Raw genomic sequence first — 23,198 nt, forward strand, 5'->3', positions numbered from 1 at the left:
CTATAGCAAACTCAAATCCTAAGTCCTTCCTGTTTTGAAACGAAATCTGCTAGTATTATTAAATTAATTTAATATAATTAAACATATTCCTTCGAAAGTCTAGCTAAGAGGGGAAGTGTTGATAGTACTAGTAAAACTTCTAAGCTTCCGTAAAGTATTCCTGTAAATTCCAATCCTGAGGATTTGTCATACAAGGAATGAAAGCCTTCTTGGAGATAGACGGAAACAAGAGGGCCCAGGAGAAATCCAAATGAGCCGAATCCTGTGAAAACTGTCATGACCAATGCGTTAGAATTTCTGGGAGCTAAAGAAGAGGCGAGTCTCATAGTGGGAACATACATGATGCCTGCTCCAATCCCGCAAGCGATCATGCAAACTGAAAGGCCTAGATACGAATCTACGAAACCGGTGACTGCCTGAGCAGTCCCGTAGATTATGGAACCGATCCAAACGAGAGAGATTGCATTCCAATTTCTGGATAAGAGAGCGGACGGAATAGAAAGAAGGCTCATGAGTAAGAACATGGTCCCGAGCAAGCTTCCGACTTGGCCCGGATTAAATCCTAGGTCTTCTCTCAAATGTATATTCATGGAACTTAAGAAATATCCTACTGTGAAGCGATCCGTAAAATGGAATAAGATGGGGACAAGAAGAAGGGGAGAGAGGCCCAAGGCAGATCTCGCATTTGACCACAGAATGGTGTCGGATTTCGAAATATTCTTCTGTTCTAATGTATAAAAGCTTAAAATACCAATAAAGAGTAGAATGACTGCTCCGATCAAAAATGGGAACACCGGATCATCATTCCCTAAAAATCCTAGGCTTTGGCCGACGCCTCCTCCCAATGTAAGTAGAGTTCCTCCGATCCCGAATAGGATCCCTTTGTTATAGAATCTGGAATTTTTGTCCTTCTCCCAATCCGATAGACTGGTGAGAAGTAAACCGATCACGAAAATATGCGCTCCTCCTTCCAAGAAGCGAAGAACAAATAAAGAACTCTGGCTCGGCATAAAGGGAAGAAGTGCAAGAAAGATCGCATCTACAAGAGAGAAGATCCCGATCAAGATCTTGCGAGTCCCCAATCTATCCGATAGCCAACCTGCCAAAGGGGAAAACAAGAAGGAGCCGAGCATAGCAGCGCTTTGGAACCAAGCGACCCCATAGGAACTCCCTCCTAATCTGTCTTTTACGATTTCCTTATATACTGGAACGATCATAGTTACAGGAAGCATCGCGAGGAAGACGAATGCCAAGGTAAACCAAGGCATTCGCTCCTTCTTGCTTATTGCTGGAATGAATTCTGCCAAAACTCGGGACAAGAATCAATGCCTCGCTGGACTTGCTAGGACTTCTTCGAATCTATCCCTGCCAATAGAAGAAATAAGAGTTTCTTCCAATTCATCAAAAATCGCTTGGTTCAACCTGAATACTCGGTTTGCTTCTTGAACTATATTTTGCTTTTCTTCTTCGGAGAAGGGAAGTTCGTCCAAGGCCTTTCTATATTTATCCTTGAAGTCCTTAGGGCTTGCGATCTCCGGAAATTCATAGAATTCTAAACCTTTTGCGCCTTCTATCCCTAAGGCTTTGGCAGCGACCCGTTTCAGTATTTGTCCTCCGGATAGATCTCCCAGATAGCGGACGTAGCTGTGGGCTACCAATAGTTCCGGAGAAGTATTTGCAATATCTATAATATGATTCGAGTAGGCTTCCGTTGCAGGACTGGCCTTAGGGGAATGGTCAGGACCGAAGAAATGGAGCATATCCTTTTCGATCTGGTTTCTCCTATACAATTCCGGAAAATGGATCCTGCCAAGGATCGGATGATCCTTTCTCTTCTCTAATTCGGTTTCCATAGCCATATAAACGAAGTAGAAGGCTTCCAGATGTTTGGAGTAACTTTGGGACTCTAAGACACCCTTCATGAAGCAACGAGTAAAAGCGGAATTTTCTGCGGAAGTGTGGGACCCTGAGGTTCCTTCTCTCAATAATTGGGCAAGGCTCACTTTGTTTCTCCTGACATTACTGTGACAGATTGTTTGATTCTAGTTCTGAGAGTCAATCTCAAAATATAGGATGAAAGGGTGGTTTGGGAGTACAGGGCGAGGCCCCGCCCTCGTTGGGTGGGGGCCGGAGCGAAGCGGTGGTACCCGCTCCTTACACCAAGAAGTCCTTCTTTACAAGTACATTTCCCGTGGAGGATTTTCGTGTAGGAACTCCTCACTCCAAGTCCCAGAAGAAGTCCTTATTTGTAAGTTCGCTTTCTTCATTCTTCTGGGTAAAAGATCTCTCTTCTATCGATTGTGGAAGTTGGAAGGCCAATCGTTCTAAGTCGGTCGTCTCCTTCTCCCAGTATTCGTCTGTCCCGAAATGGGGGAAGGCGTTCGGAAAGGAAGGGTCTTCCCATCGTTTTGCGATCCATGCAGAATAATGAATATAGCGCAGGCCTCGCAACGGCTCTACCAGATCGAACCAAGTATCGGAAAATTCCCGAAACTCTCTGTAGCCGGAGAGGAATAGTTCTCTTTCGTAATCGGATCTGGAATCTCCGAAAGGAAGAAGCATCCAGAGGTCCTGAACGGCAGGTCCTGTTACGAAATCGTCGAAGTCGATGAAGCAGAACCCGTCCTTGGTTTGGATCAGGTTTCCCTTATGGCAATCTCCGTGGATCCTATGAGTTGGAATCGATTTGGAGACCTCGGAGTATCTGCGAAAGACCTGTCGGCAGGCAGTCTCGTGGCGCGATTGCAAGAATTTTGGTAGGAACTCCTTCTCTTGCAAAAAACGCAAAGGTTCCTCTCCGAAGTTCTTGAGATCTAGATGGAGTCTATGTTGAGAAGGGCGAGAAGCGCCTATATTATGGATCCTTGCAAGTAGCCTTCCTAGGATGGGAAGATTCTCTTCGGTCAACTCTTCTACCAATCTTCCTTTTTGGAGCGGCCAGAGTGTATAATAAATCCCTTTTGTTTCTCGGACAGTGACCCCATTCTCCAATTGCATCGGCGCGATCACCGGGATTTCAGCTTCCTCCAGCTCTTTTAGAAAAGAATGTTCTTCTAATATTTGGGAAAGTGACCAGCGAGCGGGGCGATAGAATTTTACGACAAGCCTTCCGCCTTCTTCTAAGCCTACATCGTAGACTCGGTTCTCCAAGCTGTTCAAGGCAAGGCAATGGCCGGAGACCGGAAATCCTGCGTCTTCTACCGCTGTCAAAACCGAGTCTATGTCCAGTCGATTATAGAATTCTTTGCCGGGGGTTTCCATGATTGCTAATATCTATTTGGAAAATAACAATCATAGGATTTTTTATTATTTTGCGACTGTCGCCGTTGGTCTAAAAATGGCAAATTTTTCTAAACTGAAAGCCATTCGCGTATTTATTTATTAGCCGCTAAAATGAGAATAGATCCATTTGAATAAAAATATTAAGAAAACATAAAATGCAAAGACAAATGCTTGGATGATTCTTCCGAAGTAGCCAAAGCCCTCAGGCCTGTCACCTACTGCTATATCCAGCCAAAATTGCTTCCAATTGATATTTGCCCAGTCTATTCTCCAGCGATTTTTTTTCCGTGCTTCGATGGACTCATCGATTGCAAATTTCCTAAAACTTTCGGCTCCTCTGTCGACGATCCCGAGTTTCGGATCGAAATATAATTCTCCGGATTCTAATCCTTGGATTAAATCTTCCAGATAGGCCTCTAGTGACTCGGCTTGCTCCTCTCGCTCCGGAGAATCGTGGATGAATTCCAATATCTTGCCAGTTTTCTTATCTAAGACCAGAAGGTCTCCGGTTCTCTGAAGATCTCCGAAAGGATACCAATCTTTATCCCACCAAGGATCTTCCAAGCCTTCCTTTTCGGCCATCTCATCCCATTTTTCCTCGATTGCCAATTCGTCTAACATCTCTTTCTCTTGGATCGCATCCGCTAAAGGCATGAATGAGTAATGCAAAAATAAACTCGGGAATTCCTCTTTTTGGCCGTCGGCTATCGAATATAGTTTCTGCAACTGAGAAGGAAATTTCTTAGAATTCGTTTGCGATCCTGGATTGAGTAATTCGTTCTTGTTTCCCGTTTTCTTCCAAGTGAGTTCGTAGAGTTTTTCGATCAATTGCTGAAGCATAGCTTCCAAAACTGTGTATATACAAAGGTCTGTAAAGCCTGAAATTCGGATTTAGAACGAATGTAGTTTCGGATCGTTGGATAGGCAAACTTAAGAGGAATAGATTTCTTTAGTTCTCTCCGGCTAAAAGTTTTCTTCTCAAACCGGTGAATTCTTTCAGAATCGCACTTATAAACAATTGTCTCTTTCTAATCTCGTCTAACTTGTCTTTGTGACGAAGTATATATACTTCCGTTTTTCGGATCAGATATCTCAGATCTTCCCAAGGTCCTAGTTTTTCTCTAAATAAAGAGAGAAGTGTTTCATAGGATTCTTCTTGGCGACTCGGTACGGAGAAGTCCGATTTTATCGAATCTATGGTCTTCAAAAGATCCTTTTTGAAGTTTGCAGGAGATCCTACAAGATCCTCCTGGATGATCTCCGGCTTCCAGGCGGGGAATTCCTGCCAAAAATATCCGTGATCCGGAAATGTCTCCAGGATCCGAGTCGCTTCCTCCGGACCTATGTTCTCCGTATTCTCTATTTTGGCACCTTGGGTGTTTACATTGTAAATGGGAAAATCTAAAGACTTGGCAGATTCCTCAAACCAATGCCGGTACAGATCCAAAACATAGTCCGTTAATACTTCGGCTCCGGTGACCGAAGGCACATAGCGAGTGTCTCTCTTACGGACCACTGCTTCATTGATCTTTTCCAGGCTTGTCTTTCTCGTGAGAAGGGTAAGCCATTTCTCATTATGATGAGTTCCTGTAGAATGGATCTCTCTTCCGGAATAAGCCAGATCCTGGCCTACTAGGAAACAGGGTCTGCATCCAAGGCCCCTTAGTAGATCGAAGGCCGTAGTGGCCACACTTCCTCCGGATTGTACATCTCCGATCGGCCCGAGTAGGGACTCTGCGCTCTTACTTCCCGCTGTAGCTTCTCTTTTTAATTCTCCGGAAGCATCTACCAGATATTTTGCGGTGATGCTGTGAACGACAGATCTAAATTGCAAATTTCTTAATATAGGTGGGGAACTGACCAGGTCCGCAAATAGAGGGATCCTTTTGGTATCTTCTCCCAAGAAATGGAATACGGAATGGGTCTGTGCATCCAAGGTCATGATCCCGTCAGGAATGATGCCATATTTAAGCAAAACTTTGAGGGAAGTATCGCAGGACATCACGAACACTTTATCTCGGATCGTTCGGATCCATTCGCATTGTCTTCTTAGATTCGGTCCCGCAGAAACTAAAAGAGAAGGAACTCCAGCAAACTTCTCTTTTAAGGACTCTATTCTTGTTTTAGGATTTGGTGGAGAGAGAAAATTAGCAGTGTTTACAAGAGAGTTGCGTACCCAAATCCTTTCGAACTCGAATTTGGTCAATAGATCGCTCATCTTAGAAGAAAGGATCTTTCGGAGCCGGATATCCGCTTCCGCATAGAAGACTTCTTCTAAGGAAACGCTAGCTGCATTTCGTAGGATCCGGATTCCGGAGACTCGTTCGACAGGTAATGATTCTAGATAATTCCAGAGTAAGGGAAGGGAGCTTTCTCCTAAGAATAAATGCCTGCCTGGGATCTCCATGACAGGTTCGAGCCATTCTTCCCAAAGAGGAAAAATGAGATCCTTTTCTTTGTCTACGAGTAGGAGGATTTGTCCCGGTTCTAGTTTTGCATTCACCTCTCGGATGAGATGAGGATTTCCGAGACCTAAGATGGCCACTAGATCCGTGGATTGGATCTGCACGGAATCCGTCTGGCGCTTTGCTTGGGTAAGAGGAGCTACGGAACTTGCGAGCGCTCTTCCATTCCTGCTTACAAAAACTTCTTTGGGATTCTTTGCCGCTTCCAAACGGAACTCCAAGGGTTCCGTGGGAACATTCTGGAAATAGAGACTGAGATAGGGTTTTTTCCCGAATATTTCTCTTGTTTTTTCCGGGAGATCGTGAGACATAATACTCCTAAGCATTCCAGAGTCCGCCCGATTCTGGTCACTTGCAATCAATTTCCCAAAGAAACACAAAAATACATATGTATCTCAAAAGCCTGAATATTGTTGGATTCAAGACCTTTGCGGACGAGACGGAAGTCCTTCTCGATCCGGGATTTACCGCAGTTGTAGGACCTAACGGTTCTGGAAAATCGAATATAGTCGACGCTTTAAAATGGGTCTTCGGTGAAAAATCCGCCAAGGGCCTTCGTGGTGATAAGATGGACGATGTTATCTTTCACGGCTCCGAAGCAAGGAAGCCCGCCGGCTTCGCCGAAGTAAGCGTTGTATTCGATAACTCTTCCAAACTCATTAAGATGGATTATCCTACCATCAAGTTGTCCCGCAGATTGTATGCGGATGGAAATAATGAATATCTAATTAACGATTCGAGAGTACAAAGAAAGGAGATCGAAAAGATCCTTTTGGATACCGGGATCGGAAAATCCAGTTACTCCATCATGGAGCAGGGAAAGGTGGATCGTATCCTTCATTCCAAGCCGGAAGAACGCAGGCTGATCTTTGAAGAAGCAGCCGGTATTTCCCGCTTCAAGATGGAAAGGCAAGAGGCTCTCAAAAAGCTTTCCGATACGAACCAGAACCTTCTTCGCATCCAAGATATCATGAATACCATGAAGAAGGAGATGGAGGTCAAGGAGAAGCAAGCGGAGAAGGCTGAAGAATACTTCCGTCTGAAGCAAGAGCTGGACGAGACCGACAAGATCATACGTTATATTAAATTCTCTACTTTGACTAGAAAGCATGAGACTTCCGAGACGGAACTCAGAGAGATCAAGGAAAAGAACCGAGTTCTTCTGGAGATGATCTCTGCTGAGACGGGAAGGATCGAAGAACTGGACCAACAAAAATCCGACCTGGAAAAGAAGGTAGCAGAGATAGACAAGAAGCTCTTGGACCATCTCACGCAAACCCAGATCCAAAAGGATAAGGTAGAGAGCAATAAGGGAATTATCCAGGATTATGCGGATCGCATCTCCGATATTAGAGAATCCTTAACTAAGGAAGAATCCACAAGTAGTCTTCTCCTGATCGAGAAAGAGAAGTTAGAAAAGGAATCCGTGGATCTGGAAGGCGAAAGCAAGAGCCTAGAGCTTGGGATCGAGGACCTTCGCAAGAACAGATCCGAGATCGAGTCCAAGATCGAGGCGGAGAATTTTTCCATCCAAGACAAGGAAACCCGCATCCAATCCAATGATAAGCGCCATGTGGAATTGAGAGAGAAGCTAAAGGAAGTCATCTTCGATCTGATCACTCAATTGGAATCCCGTAAGAAGGAAGCTCAGGCCACAGAAGAGGAAAGGAATCGACTCAAGGATCTTCTTCTCCAAGAAGCGGATCGGATCCATTCTCTTAGCTTGGAAATGCAATCTTCGGTCTCTTCTTCACAGGAAGAATGGAAAGAAAAGATCTCTTATCTTGTCGGCAAGCTTGGCATAGAGCAATTCCGTTCTCAGTTGGGAGAATATTTCTCCTTGGAGGACAGCATTCGTAGTCTTCTATTTGATCGGGATGGATTCCTTTCCCAGAAAGAGGGTCTGGACCAAGAGATAGAGGATCTGATCTTAGAAAACGAGAATCATACCCGTTCCATCAAGGAATCCGGGATTACGATCGAAACCTTACGAGAAGAAGCGGAGAATATCCGTGAAAAGATCGTATATCTCGAAAAGCGGATCCTGGAATTGAATTCAGAGAGAAATTCCAAGATAGAGTCCGCTAAATCTCTGGGCGAAAGGATAGAAGAGACCCAAAAAAGGATCTTCGCCGCTCAAGATTCCATGAAGACCCTGGCTACTAAAAAGACTGAGTTTGAAAAGGAAGTAGTAGAACTCGAACAACAGATAGAGAATCGATACAACGAATTCCTGGAAATGAGCCGTGCTTTAGATTCGGAAAAGGAAGCTCTTAGAAATATAGTCAAAGAAATCCAAGGATTGAAGAACGAGATCCAGAAGAACCAAGAGGATTACAAAAATCTTTTCCCAATCTTAACGGAGAAGGAAAAGGCAGTCTCCGTTTATAAGGTCCAATTGGAATCCTTTTCCGAGGAATTGTACAACGACTATTCTATTTCCGAGCAGGAACTCTCCGACGAATTCAAGGAAAAGAAATTGGAGAAGGGCGAAAGCGAATCCAAACTGAAACGCCTGAAATCCGATATCCAAATGTTAGGCTCCATCAATCCTCTTTCTATCGAGGAATACAGGAATGTAAAAGAGATCTATGAACATCATAGAACTCAAAAAGAAGATATCGAAAGATCTAAAAACGATATCGCGGAGATCCTGAAAAACATCAACGAAGAGTCCGAAAAATTATTTAGAGAGACCTTCGAAAAGATCCGAGAGAATTTTCAAGAGACCTTCTCCACCTTATTCAATGGGGGAAGGGCGATGCTGGAACTCGTGGATGGCGAAGACAGCCTAAATGCGGGCATCGAGATCATGGCAGAGCCGCCCGGAAAGCACGTGCAGAACCTGAGGCTTCTTTCCGGTGGGGAAAAATCACTGACTGCGATCGCACTTCTGTTCGCGATCTATATGGTGAAACCTTCTCCTTTCTGTTTCCTAGATGAGATCGACGCGGCACTCGATGAGGCGAACAAACTTCGCTTCTGCCAGATCTTAGATAAGTTCAAGGATAAGTCCCAGTTTGTGGTCATCACCCACGCACAATCCACCATTCATAGGGCAAATTCCATTTTTGGGGTCACAAACGAGGAGCCAGGAATTTCAAAGATCATCAGTCTGAGGTTGGATGAGGCCCGTGAATTTGCAGGCAGCGGCAAGGCTGTAGAAGCGGTTTAAACGCTTTAGATTTCTGAAGGGAGAATTCTTAGGAGAGCGAAGTAAGCTCTCCTAAGAAAGAAGAAAGGATCTTATTTGCCTGATTTGCTATTGTAAGCGCTGGTGAGGCAGGTATTGAATGCAGCGCATTGGCCGTTATGAGACTCGTAGCAGGAAGTGACTGCGGAGTAATTCTTACGGCAAGTGTTTAGGCAGCCTGCGGTAACTTTGGTTTTATCTTCTGCGCCCAGCTTCTTTTTAGCTTCTACGCAATTCGTATAGAAATCGCAGATCTGGTTACAAGCCTGGCTTTGAGCGCTCAAGCTGGAATATCCGAAGAACACGGAGTAAGCAAGGACTAGGGTTAAGAGGATTGTTTTTTTCATGAATGATCTTCTCCAGAGGATCTAGCGACGCAGGGATTCGAACCCCGGACCTGCGGATTATGATTCCGACGCTCTAACCAGCTGAGCTACGTCGCCGTTTATTCCTAGGGAAAGTCTGTTAGGACTTTCACCGGTCATTTTTTTCGAAAGACCGGCCTTGTCAAAGATTTCTCTTTGCTCTGGCCCGAAACATTCCCTAGGGCAACGGCCCTCAGTTTTCCTATTCTGACCTTCTGGAGAGAAGATCGTTCCAGCTTTCAGGGCTTTTTCCGTTCGGATCCAGCTTGGATTCGGTCAATTTATTTCTTTCCAAGAGAAGATTTTCCAGTTCTAACTGTAAGGATTTTCCGATTTCTTCCCAGGATTTTTGGAGATCGTTTGGAAGGGAAATTCGGGAATGAGCGCCTATCCTGGACATCAGGTCCGGGACCAAGACTTCTTCGATTTCCTGTTTTCTTTTAGCAGAATTCGATTCGATCCGTTTTTTCCAATTTGTGTATTCCCATTCCAATCTTTTCTCTATGAATCGATCATTCCGTTCTATGTACTTATCGATCAGTCGAATGGTCCTTTCTTGGAATAGGGAACCGATCCCTTCTTCTTCTGCGTGAGGGATCTGCTCTTCTTTTCGGATCCATTCCTGCAATTTGGAGATGGCATCTTTTGCTTTCGGTCTTTCTTCTATCCAGAGAGAAACCAATTCGTCGATCGCATCCGCAAAAATGCATGCAAATATCAAAAGTTGCAGAGGGAAGGAAAGATAGGAAGAAGGTTGAAATCCCAAACTCCCTTCTATGTCCGTCTTTCCTAGAGAAGAAAGTATGCTTCCGTATTTAGAGACCGATCTAGCTAAAACGAATTGGAAAACGGACTGAGCTAGTTCCGAATCGGCAAAGGATCTTAATTCCAATCTTGAGATCGTTTCTTCTCTAGATAAGGAGCCTAAGAAGAATGCCTGGCCGAAGGAAAGTGGGGAAGAGATCCTTTTTCCGTTTTCCTTCTTCTCCCAGAGTTTGCTTGCAAGTAGGATCGAGGAGGACTCGTTCCCTTCTTCCGTTAAGGCCAATTGAGGAAGAGAAAGATGTCCTGCTTCTAGATGGTGGGCTAACTGGAGTTCCGACTCGGAGATCCTTGCTGCTACATGATAATAATGTTCTACAATACTAGTGTCGGAAGAGGTCCAAAGGCAAACTCGGTTCTTGTACAATAAAGGGGGAAGGAGGTAAGAGAGACGGACCTCCTTCGGAAGCTGCAAATTTTCTTTGATGCGATAGGAAGGAAGAAGAGCGAATCTCTCCGAAGCCAAGGGCCATTCCTCTAAAGAAAGGAAGGTGTATTCTTCTCCTCCTTTTTCTTCCGCCCAATTCAGAACGGACTGAAAGTATTCCTGAGGATCTGGTTCTTGGGAATTTTTTGCGGCAAAATTCGAAACATTCAGATCGAAAGGGCTCGGCCATTGTGGGATCGGATGCATGTTTTCTCTCATGATTATATTTTGAGCGTAGTGTACTGATCTAATGCAGAGACGGATTGCAAGCAGTCTTCTACCCCGGATCTTAAAAATCTCAAGAATCCTTTGAAGGGGAGTTTTTTACTGATTGCCTCCGCTTCAAGGATTTTTAGCGTAAGCAAAGCTGCTTTTCTGGGGCATCTCACATTTTTTAAAATGAGAGGGAAAGAAGCTCGGATGTGTTCTCGTACTTGGCACATCTTTTGCATAATGATGGGCAGAACACGCTCGAGCGTGCGAATTAGAGACCCCTAGTACAAACATATAGGAGACATGTATCAATGGCGAAAAATGCCGCAGAAGTGATCGCTTTCGCAAAAGCGAACAAGGTTCTTTTCTACGACTTCCGTTTTACGGACATTAAAGGAGCTTGGCACCACGTTTCTTACCACGTAGATTCCGTACAAGAAGACACTTTAAAAGGACTTCCATTCGACGGTTCTTCCATCCCAGCTTGGCAACCGATCCACAAATCGGACATGCAGTTGATCCCTGACCCGACTTCCATCTTTTTGGATCCGTTCACTGCAGATCCTACTCTTGTAGTATTCTGTGACGTTTGGGATATCTATAAAAACCAAGCTTACGAAAAATGCCCTCGCTCCATCGCTAAAAATGCGGTGAAATACCTAAAAGATTCCGGGATCGGTGATACCGTTTATTTCGGACCAGAAAACGAGTTCTTCTTATTTGATGGTCTCAAAGTAAGAGACGCGATCAATATCCAATACTATGAATTGGATTCTTCGGAAGGTATCTGGAATTCCCATACCGATATGCCTGGTTCCATCAACACTGGACACCGTCCAGGAACCAAAGGTGGTTACTTCCCAGTAGCTCCTGTGGATTCTCAAGTGGATCTTCGCGCCGATATCGTTAAAACCCTACACAAGATCGGAATGGAAACTTTCGTGGTTCACCACGAGGTTGCTCAAGCTCAAGGAGAGATCGGAGTTAAATTCGGAACTCTTATTGAAGCGGCAGATAACGTTCAAAAACTGAAATATGTTGTTAAGAACGTGGCTCACAAATGGGGAAAAACTGCTACCTTCATGCCGAAACCTCTTTACGGAGATAACGGTAACGGTATGCATTGCCACCAATCTATTTGGAAAGATGGCAAAAACCTATTTGCAGGAAACGGATACCAAGGTTTGAGCGAGTTAGCTCTAAACTATACCGGTGGTGTATTGAAGCACGGAAAAACCGTAGCCGCTTTCACTAACGCTTCCACTAACTCTTATAAGAGACTTCTTCCTGGATTCGAAGCTCCTGCGATCCTAGCTTATTCGGCTCAGAACCGTTCTGCTTGCGCAAGGATCCCATTTGTTAGCGGAGAGAAAGCGAAACGAGTTGAGTTCCGCTTCCCAGATTCTTCTGCGAACCCTTATCTTGCTTTTGCTGCATTGCTTATGGCAGGAATTGACGGAATCCAAAACAAGATCGATCCGGGACCACCTCGGGAAGAAGATTTGTTCGAACTTTCTCTGGATGAGATCCGTGAGAAGGGTATCCAACAAATGCCTCACACTCTTAGAGAAGCGGTCGAGCATATGCTTGCTGGAAAAGAAATCTTCAAAAAAGGCAATGTCTTTACAGAAGAGTTTATCCAGACTTACAAGGCTTACAAATTTGAAACTGAGATTTGGCCTTGGGAAGGACGCCCGCATCCATTTGAGTTCCTCACTACTTATTCTTGCTAATCGTAAGGATCAGTATGGATCGAAAAAGCCCCGAGTTCTCGGGGCTTTTTTATTTTAGGAGGGGGGATAAGGCGCCCAGTTCTACAAGGATTGGAGTTGCTGATTTCAGGTTTTGATGATATAGGGAACTCGCTTCTCCCACAAGCCACTCCCCCCAATCCCGAGATGGGTGGGGGCCGCGCTGATTTTCACTCAACTTTCGATTAAATCCGTATGTTTGGATTTTCACGGCCGATTCGTTTTTGACTTAGCTTACGCTCAGTCACCGACTCCTATCGGGTCGGGTCCCTACGGGTCACTGCGAAAGGGTGGGGGCCGTTTCGGTTTTATGGGATCTGATCTAGATTCGGTTTATCTGCTTCGGGATACTTGGCTAAGTATTCTCCCACTACTTCTCTCTTTTTAGTGAGCTTGGATCTATGATCTGAGATGATCTGGCCAAAATCGAGTTTGCCTATGATGATCTCATATCTCTCCGATTCCATGGTTCCCAGATCCAGGTCATAATCTATCTCGGAAGCCTCGTCGGCGTATTTCCTTGCAGCCTCCCAATAAGGCACAGCTTCCTTGTAGAAACCGTCCGCGACCTCGAATGACTGTTTGAGCTCATGAGCAAAATCTAAATTATAAAAGTATAAATGCCTTTTGTCGAATTGGGAGGCGATCCTCATGTACGATCTCATGATCTGAAGATTTATATGCATGAACATGAGTAATCTGTATTTATGATACTCTTCCTCGTTTTTCACAGGGCAGAGTGCATTTCTGGGATGCCTGAATCTCTTCTTCAATCCAGCCTTCAGGAAGAATATATTTCTTCTGAGTTCGTTTTCCTTATAATGAAGTTTTAGACCGTACATCTCATAGTAGTCTTCTAAGAATTTTGGCTCCCATTTATGCAATTTATAGGGAACCCAGTCGGAAAACTTAGTGTATGGTCCATTCTTCTCGTATTCGTAATTATAATCGATGTCCGTTTCTGTGCTAATCGAGACTGGGATAGATTGGGCTTCTGCGAAAGGGCGCAGGATGAGAAGAAGGATGAATCCTAGATAGAGTAATGTAGATTCCGTTTTCCCACGCATCTTGCTTTGTTTATCGGTCTTTTTTTCGATTTCGGAAGGGGAAATCGTTTCCCTTTACTTTCTTGTAGGATCTCCTTCCGTTCTTCGGATAGGCAAATTGGACCCTGGACTGTTCCCAAAAAACCGCAAAAGTACGAATAAATTCTTTACAAATTCCGCTAAAGAAAAACATATATCCGCTATATTAGAAAATAGTCGAAAATAAAGGACTGCCTATGTTGAAAATTGAACTGCTTCCAGCCCTAGACCGACAAGAACAGATCTATAAGCCGAGTTATCGTCTTTGGATTATTTCCTTCCTCTGCTATATTAGCATAGGTTCAGTCTTCGCACAAACTCAGGATCCAAAACCGGCCGATTCGGTTGCACAGACGGAGTCTTCTGCTCCAGCTCCTGCGAAGTCTGCCGAGGAGAAACCAGCGACTCCGGCTGCTTCTACGGAAGTGAAGGAGAAAGAAAAGGAGAAGCCTCCGGCTCCGCCTTTTAAGAGTCCATGGAAAGGAAAATTGGACGGAGAGCTTTTGAGCAATTTGCTTTTAACTCCGGAGCACCAAGACTCCGTTAAAAAGAATTCTAGTCTTTGGCTAACTGACAATCTGCGTTTCGGATTTCAGATCCGTCCTAGATTCGAGAATTATAATAACCAAGATTTCGATAAATCCACGAACGATTCCAAGAACTACGTTACGCAAAACACTCAGTTCTGGACTCTTTTGGATATCAACGAATCCTTCGCGGTAAAGTTTACGATCCAGGACTCTCGTTTATACGGACAATACAAGGATCCAAGTGGAACCGGATACGGGCCCACCGCATTTACGAATTCTATCGGAACGGTTTACGATACTACTAAGGCTCCTTCTAACCAAGTACCTGTGAAGAATAACACGGATATCCGAGAAGCATATGTGATCTGGAAGGACTTTCTACCAAATACAAAGGTGTATTTTGGCCGTCAGACTTTCTCTTATGGAGATTCCAGGATCATTGGATCTCGAAATGATAGTCAGTTAGGTAACTCCTTCGACGGTGCAAGGATTGCGTTCGATACCAAAACTTGGTCGACTCACGCAGGTTATGCGATCCTCGCGGAAGAAAGTTCCGGTCCGAACGGATTTGCGACTGCAAATAGCCAAAAGGTCGCAGGCGCGAATTCCTTGAATGACACGTATCTTGCCTTTCTCTACAATTCTTGGAAACCTTCCGAGGAGATCGTATTGGATGCGTATGAGATCGGAGTGATTAAGAAATACAATACTACTACTTCTAAAACCTTGGATCCGAATACCAGGACCAACGGAAGGGATAACCTTTTGACAAGCGGCCTCCGCTTGAGCAACAGAACTGCTTCTGGGAGAAGTTTGCCTGCAGGTAAATCTTGGGACTGGGGTTTAGAATATGCAGTTCAAACGGGTAGCACAGGGCAGCAGATCGACGCTTCTTGGGACCAACTGCATACCACTATCGGAAGTGGAACGAATAAACATTCTGCATATAAGGAAACTGTGCAGCACGACGCTTCCTTCTTCGTGGCCCAAACCGGTTATACCTATAAAGGCTTTCGTATCGGTGCCCAGTTTGCAAGGGCTTCCGGGGACCCGAACCGTGCGGATGGAAAATCTGCTACTTGGGATCCTTTGTTCGCAACTAGATCCGGAGGATTTCCTTACTTCGATTCAGGGAATGGTATTGCGAATGCGGCCTTCTGGGCAAACGTCCGGACTACTTCCATCCATGTTCAATACTATAACGAAGACTATGGAAGGTTCATCTTCGCCGTGTATGATATTCGCAAGGATAAGACCCAGGATGCTTGGTATGACGGGAATAGAACGCAAGTCACAGGTTCCTCCGGTTTCGACGCGAACGGGAACTTCGTGGCAGGAAAAACGGTTACCGGTAGTACTGAGAACTATTCCAACAATCCTTACCTGAAAAATTGGCAACCTGGACATAGATTGATGCTCGAGTATGATTTGATCTATATCAAAAAAGTGAGCGAATATCTCTCTATTTGGGCCGGAGCAACCGTTCTCTATGCCGGAGATGCCATCAAAAATCAGAAGCAATACAACTACGAGAAAACGAGTACATACTACTCTTTCACGTTACAGTTTGCTATCTAAAGCAACTTCTCCGAAGCCTGGCCTTTTTTCCGAAGGGCTGGGCTTTTTCTTGTCGTACTTCTCTTCTTCTTAGTCAAAACAAGTACAGCCGATAAGGCCATTTCCCGCTTGAGGATTCCGGATTGACCGGACTTTATAAAATCTCAATTTGGATTTCGTGGTCCAATGACCGAAACTAGTCTTATCAGGAGAAGGAAGAGAAACTTGAGCCAGACAGTCCGTTTTACTCAGAAAACCAAGCCCTTCTTTTCTGCCTGGATTTTTTCTCCAAAACTTTTCCTTCTAGTTCTTTTCTTCCTTTCTAACTCCCTTTTCGCTCAATCCGAGATCGTTTCCGAATCCTGGCTCCAGTCCTTAAATCGCTGGATAGAAGCCGGCATCTCCGGTTCTGAGTTTACCTTCCATTCCGTAATCCTTCTCGTGTTAGGAGGGCTTATGGCGAGCCTTCTTCCTTGCGTTTATCCTCTATATCCGATCACTGTGGGGATCATCCAAGCAAGAGGAGAGGCCGGTAGGGGGAAGCTATTCCATCCTCTCGTTTATTATCTAGGCCTTTCCTTTATGTATTTCTGCTTCGGACTGGCTGCGGGAATTTCGGGCGGAGCTGTAAATACCGTTCTTCGCTATCCAAGCACGAACTTGTTCTTAGCGATCATTATCTTTTTATTAGGCCTTGCTTCATTAGGATATTTGCATCTTCCCATTTTCCGTTCTAAGGAATGGAAGGGAGGAGAAGGATGGAAGGGAACCTTCTTCTTGGGAATGGGAGCTGGGTTTCTTTCTTCTCCTTGCGTGGGTCCGGTTGTGGTTGCCATTCTGATCCAGATCACTGCGGGTATACAGGCAGTTACTGTTTCTTCTCTTGCTCTTTCCGCATTCAAGATGTCCTTATTCGGTTTCGGTCTAGGACTCCCGTTCTTGGTCTTGGGAGTGTTCGGTCTTTCGCTTCCTAAATCGGGAAAGTGGACTAAGTGGATCCAGATCGTTCTCGGTTTTGTAGTGCTCTACTTTTCTTGGTTATATTATTCTAAGGCGATGCAACTGTGGTCCATTCCATCCGAGTTGAGCGTAGGAATTTTGGCTGCAGCAGTTGGTATTCTTCTCACTGCATACTTCTACCAATCCAATCAAGTCCATCGCACAGAAAGAATGAGGAAGGCGCTTTTGCTTACGGGCCTGATCTGTTCTTCGGTTATCTTTATTCGACTCGCGAGTGGAAATAGCCTGGGCGATTTTAAGAAGGATGTTTTAGAAGAACACGGGAATCTGGAATGGCATAGGGCCTCCGATCCGGCATTTCAACTTGCGAAGAATCAGGATCGATTGGTGTTCGTGGACTTCTATGCGGATTGGTGTTCTAACTGTAAAGCATTCGAGGAACTGACCCTAGCCGATCCGGACCTAAACCAGGCATTGGGGAAGACTGTCCTTCTTAAGGTGAAGGATGATGATAAGGATTTTGTAATATATGAACAAGATCCCCGTTTTCCGGAATTAAAAATTGGCCTTCCTTTCTTCGTAATCTTCTCTTCCGATGGAAGAGTTCTTTTTAAAACCACTAACTACCTGAATACCGCAGACATGATCCGCACAATTCGCGGAGAAAATATTCACGCTTCGGGCGAGTGATCCTGCGTTTACGGCGATAAGACGCCCAGTTCGGGCGAGTTTGTAGTTGTGGATATTATTTTTTTATGATATAGGACAGGGGTGCCAAGCCCACGGGCCACTCCCCCCACCCGAAGGAGGGTGGGGGCCGCGCTGATTTTCGCTCAACTTTCGATTAAATTTGTGCGTTTGGATTTTCACCGCCGACTCGTTTGACTTAGCTTTCGCTTAGTCACCGGCTCCTCTCGGGCCGTTTTCTCGCTTCCTACGGGGCACTGCGAAAGGGTGAGGGCCGCGCTAATCTAAATCTAAACTACGCTGTTTGCGTTTCTTTCTCCCACAGCTTCCATTTCGCCAAGAAGAAGACTCCGACCAGAATGATTGCGATGGATATATACTGGGACTGGGAAAATCCATGCCAGTAATAGCCAGTCAGGAAGGCTGGGTTTCCGTCTTTGGATGGAATGTTGACGAGTTGAGGGGGATCCATGAAAGGGATAACGGCCTTATTCACTCGTAGGAACTCCACTCCGAGTCGAGCGATCCCATGTAGGATCAAATATTGAGCCCCTAGGGAGAAGCGTTTGAAATTCTGGAATCTTGCCCATTTCTGAAAGTAAAAGAAATACAAAAAGGAAATGAAGGACTCTATGATTGGAGTATTCCAAACAGGAACCCCGGAAGGATGTGCGCTTGTAGGCCAATAGGTGAATACCAATAGAGGGATCTTCACTTCCGTAGCGAATCCGTAGCAACCATCTCCGGAGACGAAACATCCTAATCTCCCGATCGCATATCCGATTGCCATGCTCGGGACAGCTGCATCCAAATAAGCTTTTACATCCAGCTTGTGATTGATCATGTACAAGCTGATAAACAGGATCCCGAATAGAAATCCTCCATAAAAGACTAGGCCGCTTCCGGAGAATAAGCTGGACCAAAGTCCCGGTCTTCCTGGGAATCCGTTGAAATGGGTTAGTGGATAGAGATATTTTCCATCGAAGCCCGGAGTCTCTACAAAGACCTGATCCCAGATCTCGAATACGAAGAAGATCTTTGCTCCGACTAGAGTCCCGAAGACCCCAAGGATCAATAGCCAATCCGCATGAGTGGGATCTAATTTCCTTCTTTCCAATTCCTTAGGGAGAAGGTAGGAGGCGGATAAAAAGGCCAGCACTACCATTAAGCTGAAAGTGGAAATGCCTCCCCAATCTCTACTAATATAAGCCCGGACAAAATCGACCAGTCCGGGAATAGGAATAACGTCTAACATGTTTCCTTCTTTGGATCTATTTTCCCTAGTAATTCGTTCCCCGATCGGGAAGGGTTCGGAGAAATTTTATCATTCCATGTTTACGAATTCTGCGGGATCCATAGGAGGATCGTATCCTATATGAACTTCGTAATGCACGTGAGGGCCTGTCGCTTTTCCAGTGGAGCCCACATGTCCAATGAGCTCTCCTCGGTTTACCAACTGACCCTTGGTTACTAAGACTACGGAACAGTGTCCGTAGACAGTATAAAATCCGTTTAAATGATTGATGCGGATGCTTTTTCCCAAGCCCCCTGCGGACTGCCCATTGTCCTCGATGATGCCGGGAGCGGTTGCATAGATGGGAGTTCCTTCTCCCGCTGCGAAGTCTATACCGGAATGGAATTCTCCCATTTCTACTAAGCCGAAAGGATCCACCCTTCCTCCGAAAGTAGAAGTCACGAATCCCACTCCCGGTTTTAAAGGACGCCCCCTAGGCATTGCATAGAGAATGGATTCTCTTTCCTCCAGATAGTCGAAAGCGTTTTGGAATGCATGCTTGATCTTGAAGAGCTCAATATTTCTTTCCGCGAAGCCTTCGACAGTGTCTTGGTATAAATTCATGTTAGTCGAAGATTCAGGCACGTCCTTAGTAAGACTGAATTCGGGAACATAGTCGAAGGTTAGGATCCTCTTCCAAGGCACCTCGTCCCAGGCGACCAAATTCAGTTGCTCTGTCTTCTTCTCCAATCCGGAAATTTCTTTCTTAGCGTCTTTGAGAAGCGAGTTGTAGTACAAGAATAATCCGACATTATTGTCAGTCTCTCGGATCAATTCCCGATTCGGGGCGAAGAAGAAATTCATGTACACTACGAACGCGCTTGCGAGAAGGAACAGAGCAAGTGCCAGGGCCCCTAAAAAGCAGGCCATGAAAACGCTGACCTCTACATTGAGCACAGCCTCGTGATCGTGCGGAACAAGCAGGAAAGAAATTTTTCTGGAGCCCTTTTCTTTCATCTTTGACCAAGCAGAACGAAATCGAAGTTGTTTGATCTTGAGCCTTTCTAGGGCTCCTGGGCGGTCTTCGAACTTTGCCTGGTGGTTCATAGATTTTTACTTGCAGGTAGGGGTCAGAGCGAGATTATAGGATTAACTATCCCATCATATGAAATTCCTGTCCAATCTCTTCAAGAAAAAAATAGGATCCGTCGACGACATTCTTATTTATCCGGAAGGAAAGAGATTCTACCGGGACAGTCACCCGGTCCGCAAGTCGATGATAGACGAAGATGCGGTAAAGATCATTCATCGTCTTCATAAATTCGGATACAAGGCTTATATCGTCGGCGGAGGAGTCAGAGATCTTCTTTTAGGTCGCAAGCCGAAAGACTTCGACGTTGTCACAAACGCAACGCCGAATCAAATTAAGAAAATCTTTAATAACTGTCGCATCATTGGTCGTCGCTTTAAGATCGTTCATATCCTTTTCAAAGGAAAGGTGATCGAGGTGAGCACCTTCCGTTCTTTGCCGGAGCATAGATTCGAGAAACACGTTGAGGACCAGGACTATCTCATTAAGAGAGATAATAAGTTCGGAACTCCGCAAGAAGACGCTGCGAGAAGGGACTTTACCATTAACGCGTTATACTACGATATCAGGAATGATTCCATTGTGGACTACGTAGGTGGGTATGAAGATATCCAAAGTAGACAGTTGCGGGTCATCGGAAATCCTGATATATCCTTTAGAGAAGATCCGGTGCGTATGCTTCGTGCGGTAAAGTTCGCGGTGCTTCTCGGATTGAAGATCGATAAGGGAACTTCCAAATCCATTAAGAAAAACGCATTCGAATTAGAAAAGGCTTCCACTTCTCGCATGTTGGAAGAGTATAATAAGATCTTCCGTACATGGAGGACTTCTTTGATCTTTGAGGGAATGGCCCAGAACCATCTCTTAGAAGTTCTATTCAGAGAAGCCTTCGAAAAAGAAAGGAAGAAGAATCCCGACTTCGGCGATAAATTTCTGGAGACAGGTATCGGAAGACGTCTGGTGATTGCGGACAAACTTCTCTCGGAAAGAGAGGAACTCACGCCTCAGATCTTCTATGCGCTCTTATTCTGTGATCTGGTCCAAGATGCTACCAACAAGAAGGGAGGGCATTTGGTTGCTACCCTCAAGCAGAACTTGGAACCTATTTTCCAAAGATTGGGAACTCCTAAGAAAGACAAAGAGAGACTCATCAAGGTATTCGCTTCTCAGGAGAGATTCACTCATACCGAGGATGATAAAGCCTCTCAGAATAATTTCTTCCGTAAGAAGGATTTCTTCTACGATGCATTTTACGTATTCAAGATCAATGCGATCGCGGAGAATAACGACCAAGCATTGCAATCCGCATTCTTCTGGGAAATCTCCCTCAGAAAGCGTCCAGTACTGCCGAATAGCGGTGGTGGTGGCGGAGGCGGTAAGAAAGAAAGCGGCGGCGGTCGTCCCAATCGAAATCGCAGAGAGAGGGATCGGGGGGGAAGGCCGGACAGAGGTCCTCGTCACAATAAACAACAATCTTCCGATTCTTCTAAAGCGGAGAAGGAAGATTCGTTCGACTCGGACGATTCCCAAGACTGATTTTCGTTCGAAACGAATTCGATCTACATTCTAAACGATTATCCTTCTCTATTTAATGAAATACGGATCTAACCTGCGCTTGCTTCGCAGGTTTCCGTTATCTGAAGGAATCCACAACGAACTGAAGGTTTGTCTTTCCTCGGAAGGTATTTTCCTCTAAGTATCCCCAAAGATCCAGTTCGCCTCTTTCTCTCAATGCGTTGGAGAAATCGGCCGCCTTATTCCAGACGATGCATTGGATAGAATCTTCTGCGGCTAGGATCTTGAAGCGTGCATGTTTTCCGTCGGAGAGTGGACGGTAGGATAGTATTTTTGCGCCTCGGATAGAAAGAAGGGGAGCCGGATTTTCCTGACCGAAAGGCTCGAAGATCCCGAGCTCTTCGTAAATTTCTTCTCTCAATTCTTGTGGAAGAAGACTTACCAAGCTCTTCGTTTCTTGGTTTGTTTGCGCCACTCTTTCTTCCTCCAACCAAGTGCTTGCTTCTTGGAAAAGGATCTCTGCGAGTTTGGGGATCTGATCTATGGAAAGAGAAAATCCTCCCGCTTCCTTATGGCCTCCGAACTGATGAAAGATTGGCTCCGCTTTTTTAAGAAGATTGAGTACGTTCTCTTCTCCATAGGCTCTCACGCTTCCCTTGGCATGTCCGTGGTCCGGTGCAATGAATATGACGGGTCTCTTGTATTGTTCTACGAGTCTTGTGGCTACGATTCCTGAGACCCCGGGTTCAAAATCCGGTTCATAGCAAAATAGGATGGCTCTCTCCGTCCTTTCCCGTTTGCGCTTTAAGAATCCTTCCACCCTGAATAAATTTCGTTTGGTCCTTTCTCTTCTTTCTTCGTTTAATTTGAGAAGGTCCGTTGCGAGTCCCTCGGCTTCTTTTTCGGAAGAAGAAAGAAGAAGGGAAAGTGCAGTCTCCGTTTTCTGCATTCTTCCGGCAGCATTCAATGCAGGACCTATGCTCCAGCCCAGATCTCTGGAAAGAACCTTCTTCTTATTCAGATCCAGTTGGGACAAAAGGCGGTTCAGTCCGGGACGATGGGAATATTCCCCCGATTTGATCCTTTGTAGAGTAGAGCATCCTTCTTTCACAAGGATCCGATTCTCTCCTGTCAAAGGCATCATATCCGTGATCGTCCCTATAGAAGCCAGATCCAAATTTTGCAAAACCTGATTTAGGATACCGGGATACTTGGAGATCTGAGAATAGAATACCTCTCTTTCCGGGAACGGACCTCTGGAAGTCTTTTCCCATTCCGTATAAGGGCCTGGAAAATGCCTCTCCGCTTCGGAACGATCCCCTTTGAATAGGCGGATACCTTTCTTCACAAGAGTGCCGCTAAAGAATGTTTCTCCATCGGGGACCCAGTAAAGAATATTTGATTCTTCTAATGTACTATAAAGCCAGGCTGTGATCAGTTTCCAAGAAAGAACAGAAGTGCAGATCTTTTGGGAAGGATATTTGGAATCGCTTCTCTTCGGAGAGATCAGTTTACAGAAACTAGGAATGGTCTCCGGGATCTCATGGTGGTCTAAAACGATCACCTGAATTCCTTCTTGGTTGAGTTCTTGGATCTCGGCACTATTGCTTGTCCCGAAGTCCAGGGTAACGAGTAGATCCGGTTTTACGTCTCTGACGAATTTCATCGCCGGAGCACAGAGTCCGTAATCTTCTTCGCTGGAAGTCTTTACTGTTAATTTCCCTTGGTGAATATTCCGTAGGAAGGAAGCGAGTAGGCTAGTAGAGCAGACTCCGTCGCTATCCCTGTCCCCATATAGTAGAATGGACTTTTGTTCAGCCACTGCGGATCGCAGGATCGCAACCGCTTCTTCCATATCCGGAAGAAGAAAGGGAGAAGGAAGATCGGAAAGATTTTGGGATAGGATCTCTTTGCTTGTGCTCGGACCGAATAAGGTTCCGAACACATGGGACTGGAGTGCGGTAAATCCTGGAAAAGAGGAATGAGGAAGTTTTTGGAATTCAGGGCCGTGTTCAGGCATAC

16 protein-coding genes and 1 tRNA gene are annotated in these 23,198 nt (G+C 45.2%); 5 read left to right on the plus strand and 12 right to left on the minus strand.

The features are described from left to right. Positions 1-77: 77 nt before the first annotated feature. From EHO57_RS01045 to EHO57_RS01065, 5 genes are all read right to left on the minus strand, one after another. Positions 78-1,268 (minus strand): MFS transporter, encoded by a 1,191-nt coding sequence (locus EHO57_RS01045; protein ID WP_135646935.1) that lies wholly within the window; start codon positions 1,266-1,268, stop codon positions 78-80. A gap of 54 nt (positions 1,269-1,322) precedes the next feature. Continuing rightward, positions 1,323-2,003: a biliverdin-producing heme oxygenase gene (locus EHO57_RS01050; protein ID WP_135646936.1), complete on the minus strand. Its 681-nt coding sequence runs from the start codon at positions 2,001-2,003 to the stop codon at positions 1,323-1,325. Between the two features lie 214 nt (positions 2,004-2,217). Beyond that, entirely contained in the window at positions 2,218-3,261 is a 1,044-nt protein-coding gene (locus EHO57_RS01055; protein WP_135646937.1) for a serine/threonine protein kinase, read from the minus strand. Between the two features lie 120 nt (positions 3,262-3,381). Continuing rightward, the gene (locus EHO57_RS01060; RefSeq protein ID WP_135646938.1) at positions 3,382-4,122 is read right to left on the minus strand and encodes an SMI1/KNR4 family protein; all 741 of its coding nucleotides are present in this window, start codon (positions 4,120-4,122) and stop codon (positions 3,382-3,384) included. A gap of 109 nt (positions 4,123-4,231) precedes the next feature. Beyond that, positions 4,232-6,058: a motility associated factor glycosyltransferase family protein gene (locus EHO57_RS01065; protein WP_135646939.1), complete on the minus strand. Its 1,827-nt coding sequence runs from the start codon at positions 6,056-6,058 to the stop codon at positions 4,232-4,234. A gap of 77 nt (positions 6,059-6,135) precedes the next feature. On the opposite strand from EHO57_RS01065, the gene EHO57_RS01070 reads away from it, so the two are divergent. Then, the gene (locus EHO57_RS01070; protein ID WP_135646940.1) at positions 6,136-8,922 is read left to right on the plus strand and encodes a chromosome segregation SMC family protein; all 2,787 of its coding nucleotides are present in this window, start codon (positions 6,136-6,138) and stop codon (positions 8,920-8,922) included. A 71-nt stretch (positions 8,923-8,993) separates the two neighbouring features. Here the strand turns inward: EHO57_RS01070 and EHO57_RS01075 are convergent, their stop codons facing one another. The 3 genes from EHO57_RS01075 to EHO57_RS01085 form a co-directional block, all read right to left on the minus strand. Further along, on the minus strand, positions 8,994-9,287 hold the full coding sequence (locus EHO57_RS01075; RefSeq protein ID WP_135646941.1) for a Cys-rich protein: 294 nt from the start codon (positions 9,285-9,287) through the stop codon (positions 8,994-8,996). Positions 9,288-9,309: 22 nt separating this feature from the next. Beyond that, positions 9,310-9,383, minus strand: a tRNA-Met gene (locus EHO57_RS01080). Between the two features lie 124 nt (positions 9,384-9,507). Further along, complete coding sequence (locus EHO57_RS01085) at positions 9,508-10,773, minus strand: hypothetical protein (RefSeq protein WP_135646942.1); 1,266 nt, start codon at positions 10,771-10,773, stop codon at positions 9,508-9,510. A 305-nt stretch (positions 10,774-11,078) separates the two neighbouring features. Here EHO57_RS01085 and glnA point away from each other — a divergent pair, with 305 nt between their 5' ends. Further along, the gene (glnA, locus tag EHO57_RS01090; RefSeq protein ID WP_135646943.1) at positions 11,079-12,500 is read left to right on the plus strand and encodes a type I glutamate--ammonia ligase; all 1,422 of its coding nucleotides are present in this window, start codon (positions 11,079-11,081) and stop codon (positions 12,498-12,500) included. 326 nt (positions 12,501-12,826) lie between these two features. On the opposite strand, the gene EHO57_RS01095 is transcribed toward glnA, so the two are convergent. Then, positions 12,827-13,585 (minus strand): hypothetical protein, encoded by a 759-nt coding sequence (locus tag EHO57_RS01095; protein WP_135646944.1) that lies wholly within the window; start codon positions 13,583-13,585, stop codon positions 12,827-12,829. Between the two features lie 215 nt (positions 13,586-13,800). Between EHO57_RS01095 and EHO57_RS01100 the strand changes: the two genes are divergently transcribed. Together EHO57_RS01100 and EHO57_RS01105 are read left to right on the plus strand one after the other, a co-directional pair. Further along, positions 13,801-15,711: an alginate export family protein gene (locus tag EHO57_RS01100; RefSeq protein ID WP_135646945.1), complete on the plus strand. Its 1,911-nt coding sequence runs from the start codon at positions 13,801-13,803 to the stop codon at positions 15,709-15,711. 258 nt (positions 15,712-15,969) lie between these two features. Then, complete coding sequence (locus EHO57_RS01105) at positions 15,970-17,340, plus strand: protein-disulfide reductase DsbD family protein (protein ID WP_246050485.1); 1,371 nt, start codon at positions 15,970-15,972, stop codon at positions 17,338-17,340. A gap of 292 nt (positions 17,341-17,632) precedes the next feature. Here the strand turns inward: EHO57_RS01105 and EHO57_RS01110 are convergent, their stop codons facing one another. Both EHO57_RS01110 and EHO57_RS01115 read right to left on the minus strand, forming a co-directional pair. Then, the gene (locus tag EHO57_RS01110) at positions 17,633-18,592 is read right to left on the minus strand and encodes a prolipoprotein diacylglyceryl transferase (protein ID WP_135646947.1); all 960 of its coding nucleotides are present in this window, start codon (positions 18,590-18,592) and stop codon (positions 17,633-17,635) included. A gap of 69 nt (positions 18,593-18,661) precedes the next feature. Next, on the minus strand, positions 18,662-19,678 hold the full coding sequence (locus EHO57_RS01115; RefSeq protein ID WP_135646948.1) for a M23 family metallopeptidase: 1,017 nt from the start codon (positions 19,676-19,678) through the stop codon (positions 18,662-18,664). A gap of 58 nt (positions 19,679-19,736) precedes the next feature. On the opposite strand from EHO57_RS01115, the gene pcnB reads away from it, so the two are divergent. Beyond that, positions 19,737-21,197 carry a polynucleotide adenylyltransferase PcnB gene (gene pcnB, locus EHO57_RS01120; RefSeq protein WP_135646949.1) on the plus strand — a complete coding sequence of 487 codons (1,461 nt, stop codon included), beginning with the start codon at positions 19,737-19,739 and terminating at the stop codon, positions 21,195-21,197. Between the two features lie 97 nt (positions 21,198-21,294). On the opposite strand, the gene recJ is transcribed toward pcnB, so the two are convergent. After that, positions 21,295-23,196 carry a single-stranded-DNA-specific exonuclease RecJ gene (recJ, locus tag EHO57_RS01125; protein WP_135646950.1) on the minus strand — a complete coding sequence of 634 codons (1,902 nt, stop codon included), beginning with the start codon at positions 23,194-23,196 and terminating at the stop codon, positions 21,295-21,297. Between the last annotated feature and the right edge of the window lie 2 nt (positions 23,197-23,198).

Source organism: Leptospira langatensis (genome assembly GCF_004770615.1).
Taxonomy (GTDB): domain Bacteria; phylum Spirochaetota; class Leptospiria; order Leptospirales; family Leptospiraceae; genus Leptospira_B; species Leptospira_B langatensis.

Coding starts and splice junctions, on each gene's coding strand:
- EHO57_RS01045 (WP_135646935.1), bottom strand. CDS start 1,268: ATGCCTTGGTTTACCTTGGCATTCGTCTTCCTCGCGATGCTTCCTGTA.
- EHO57_RS01055 (WP_135646937.1), bottom strand. CDS start 3,261: ATGGAAACCCCCGGCAAAGAATTCTATAATCGACTGGACATAGACTCG.
- EHO57_RS01060 (WP_135646938.1), bottom strand. CDS start 4,122: ATGCTTCAGCAATTGATCGAAAAACTCTACGAACTCACTTGGAAGAAA.
- EHO57_RS01065 (WP_135646939.1), bottom strand. CDS start 6,058: ATGTCTCACGATCTCCCGGAAAAAACAAGAGAAATATTCGGGAAAAAA.
- EHO57_RS01070 (WP_135646940.1), top strand. CDS start 6,136: ATGTATCTCAAAAGCCTGAATATTGTTGGATTCAAGACCTTTGCGGAC.
- EHO57_RS01075 (WP_135646941.1), bottom strand. CDS start 9,287: ATGAAAAAAACAATCCTCTTAACCCTAGTCCTTGCTTACTCCGTGTTC.
- EHO57_RS01085 (WP_135646942.1), bottom strand. CDS start 10,773: ATGAGAGAAAACATGCATCCGATCCCACAATGGCCGAGCCCTTTCGAT.
- glnA (WP_135646943.1), top strand. CDS start 11,079: ATGGCGAAAAATGCCGCAGAAGTGATCGCTTTCGCAAAAGCGAACAAG.
- EHO57_RS01095 (WP_135646944.1), bottom strand. CDS start 13,585: ATGCGTGGGAAAACGGAATCTACATTACTCTATCTAGGATTCATCCTT.
- EHO57_RS01100 (WP_135646945.1), top strand. CDS start 13,801: ATGTTGAAAATTGAACTGCTTCCAGCCCTAGACCGACAAGAACAGATC.
- EHO57_RS01110 (WP_135646947.1), bottom strand. CDS start 18,592: ATGTTAGACGTTATTCCTATTCCCGGACTGGTCGATTTTGTCCGGGCT.
- EHO57_RS01115 (WP_135646948.1), bottom strand. CDS start 19,678: ATGAACCACCAGGCAAAGTTCGAAGACCGCCCAGGAGCCCTAGAAAGG.
- pcnB (WP_135646949.1), top strand. CDS start 19,737: ATGAAATTCCTGTCCAATCTCTTCAAGAAAAAAATAGGATCCGTCGAC.
- recJ (WP_135646950.1), bottom strand. CDS start 23,196: ATGCCTGAACACGGCCCTGAATTCCAAAAACTTCCTCATTCCTCTTTT.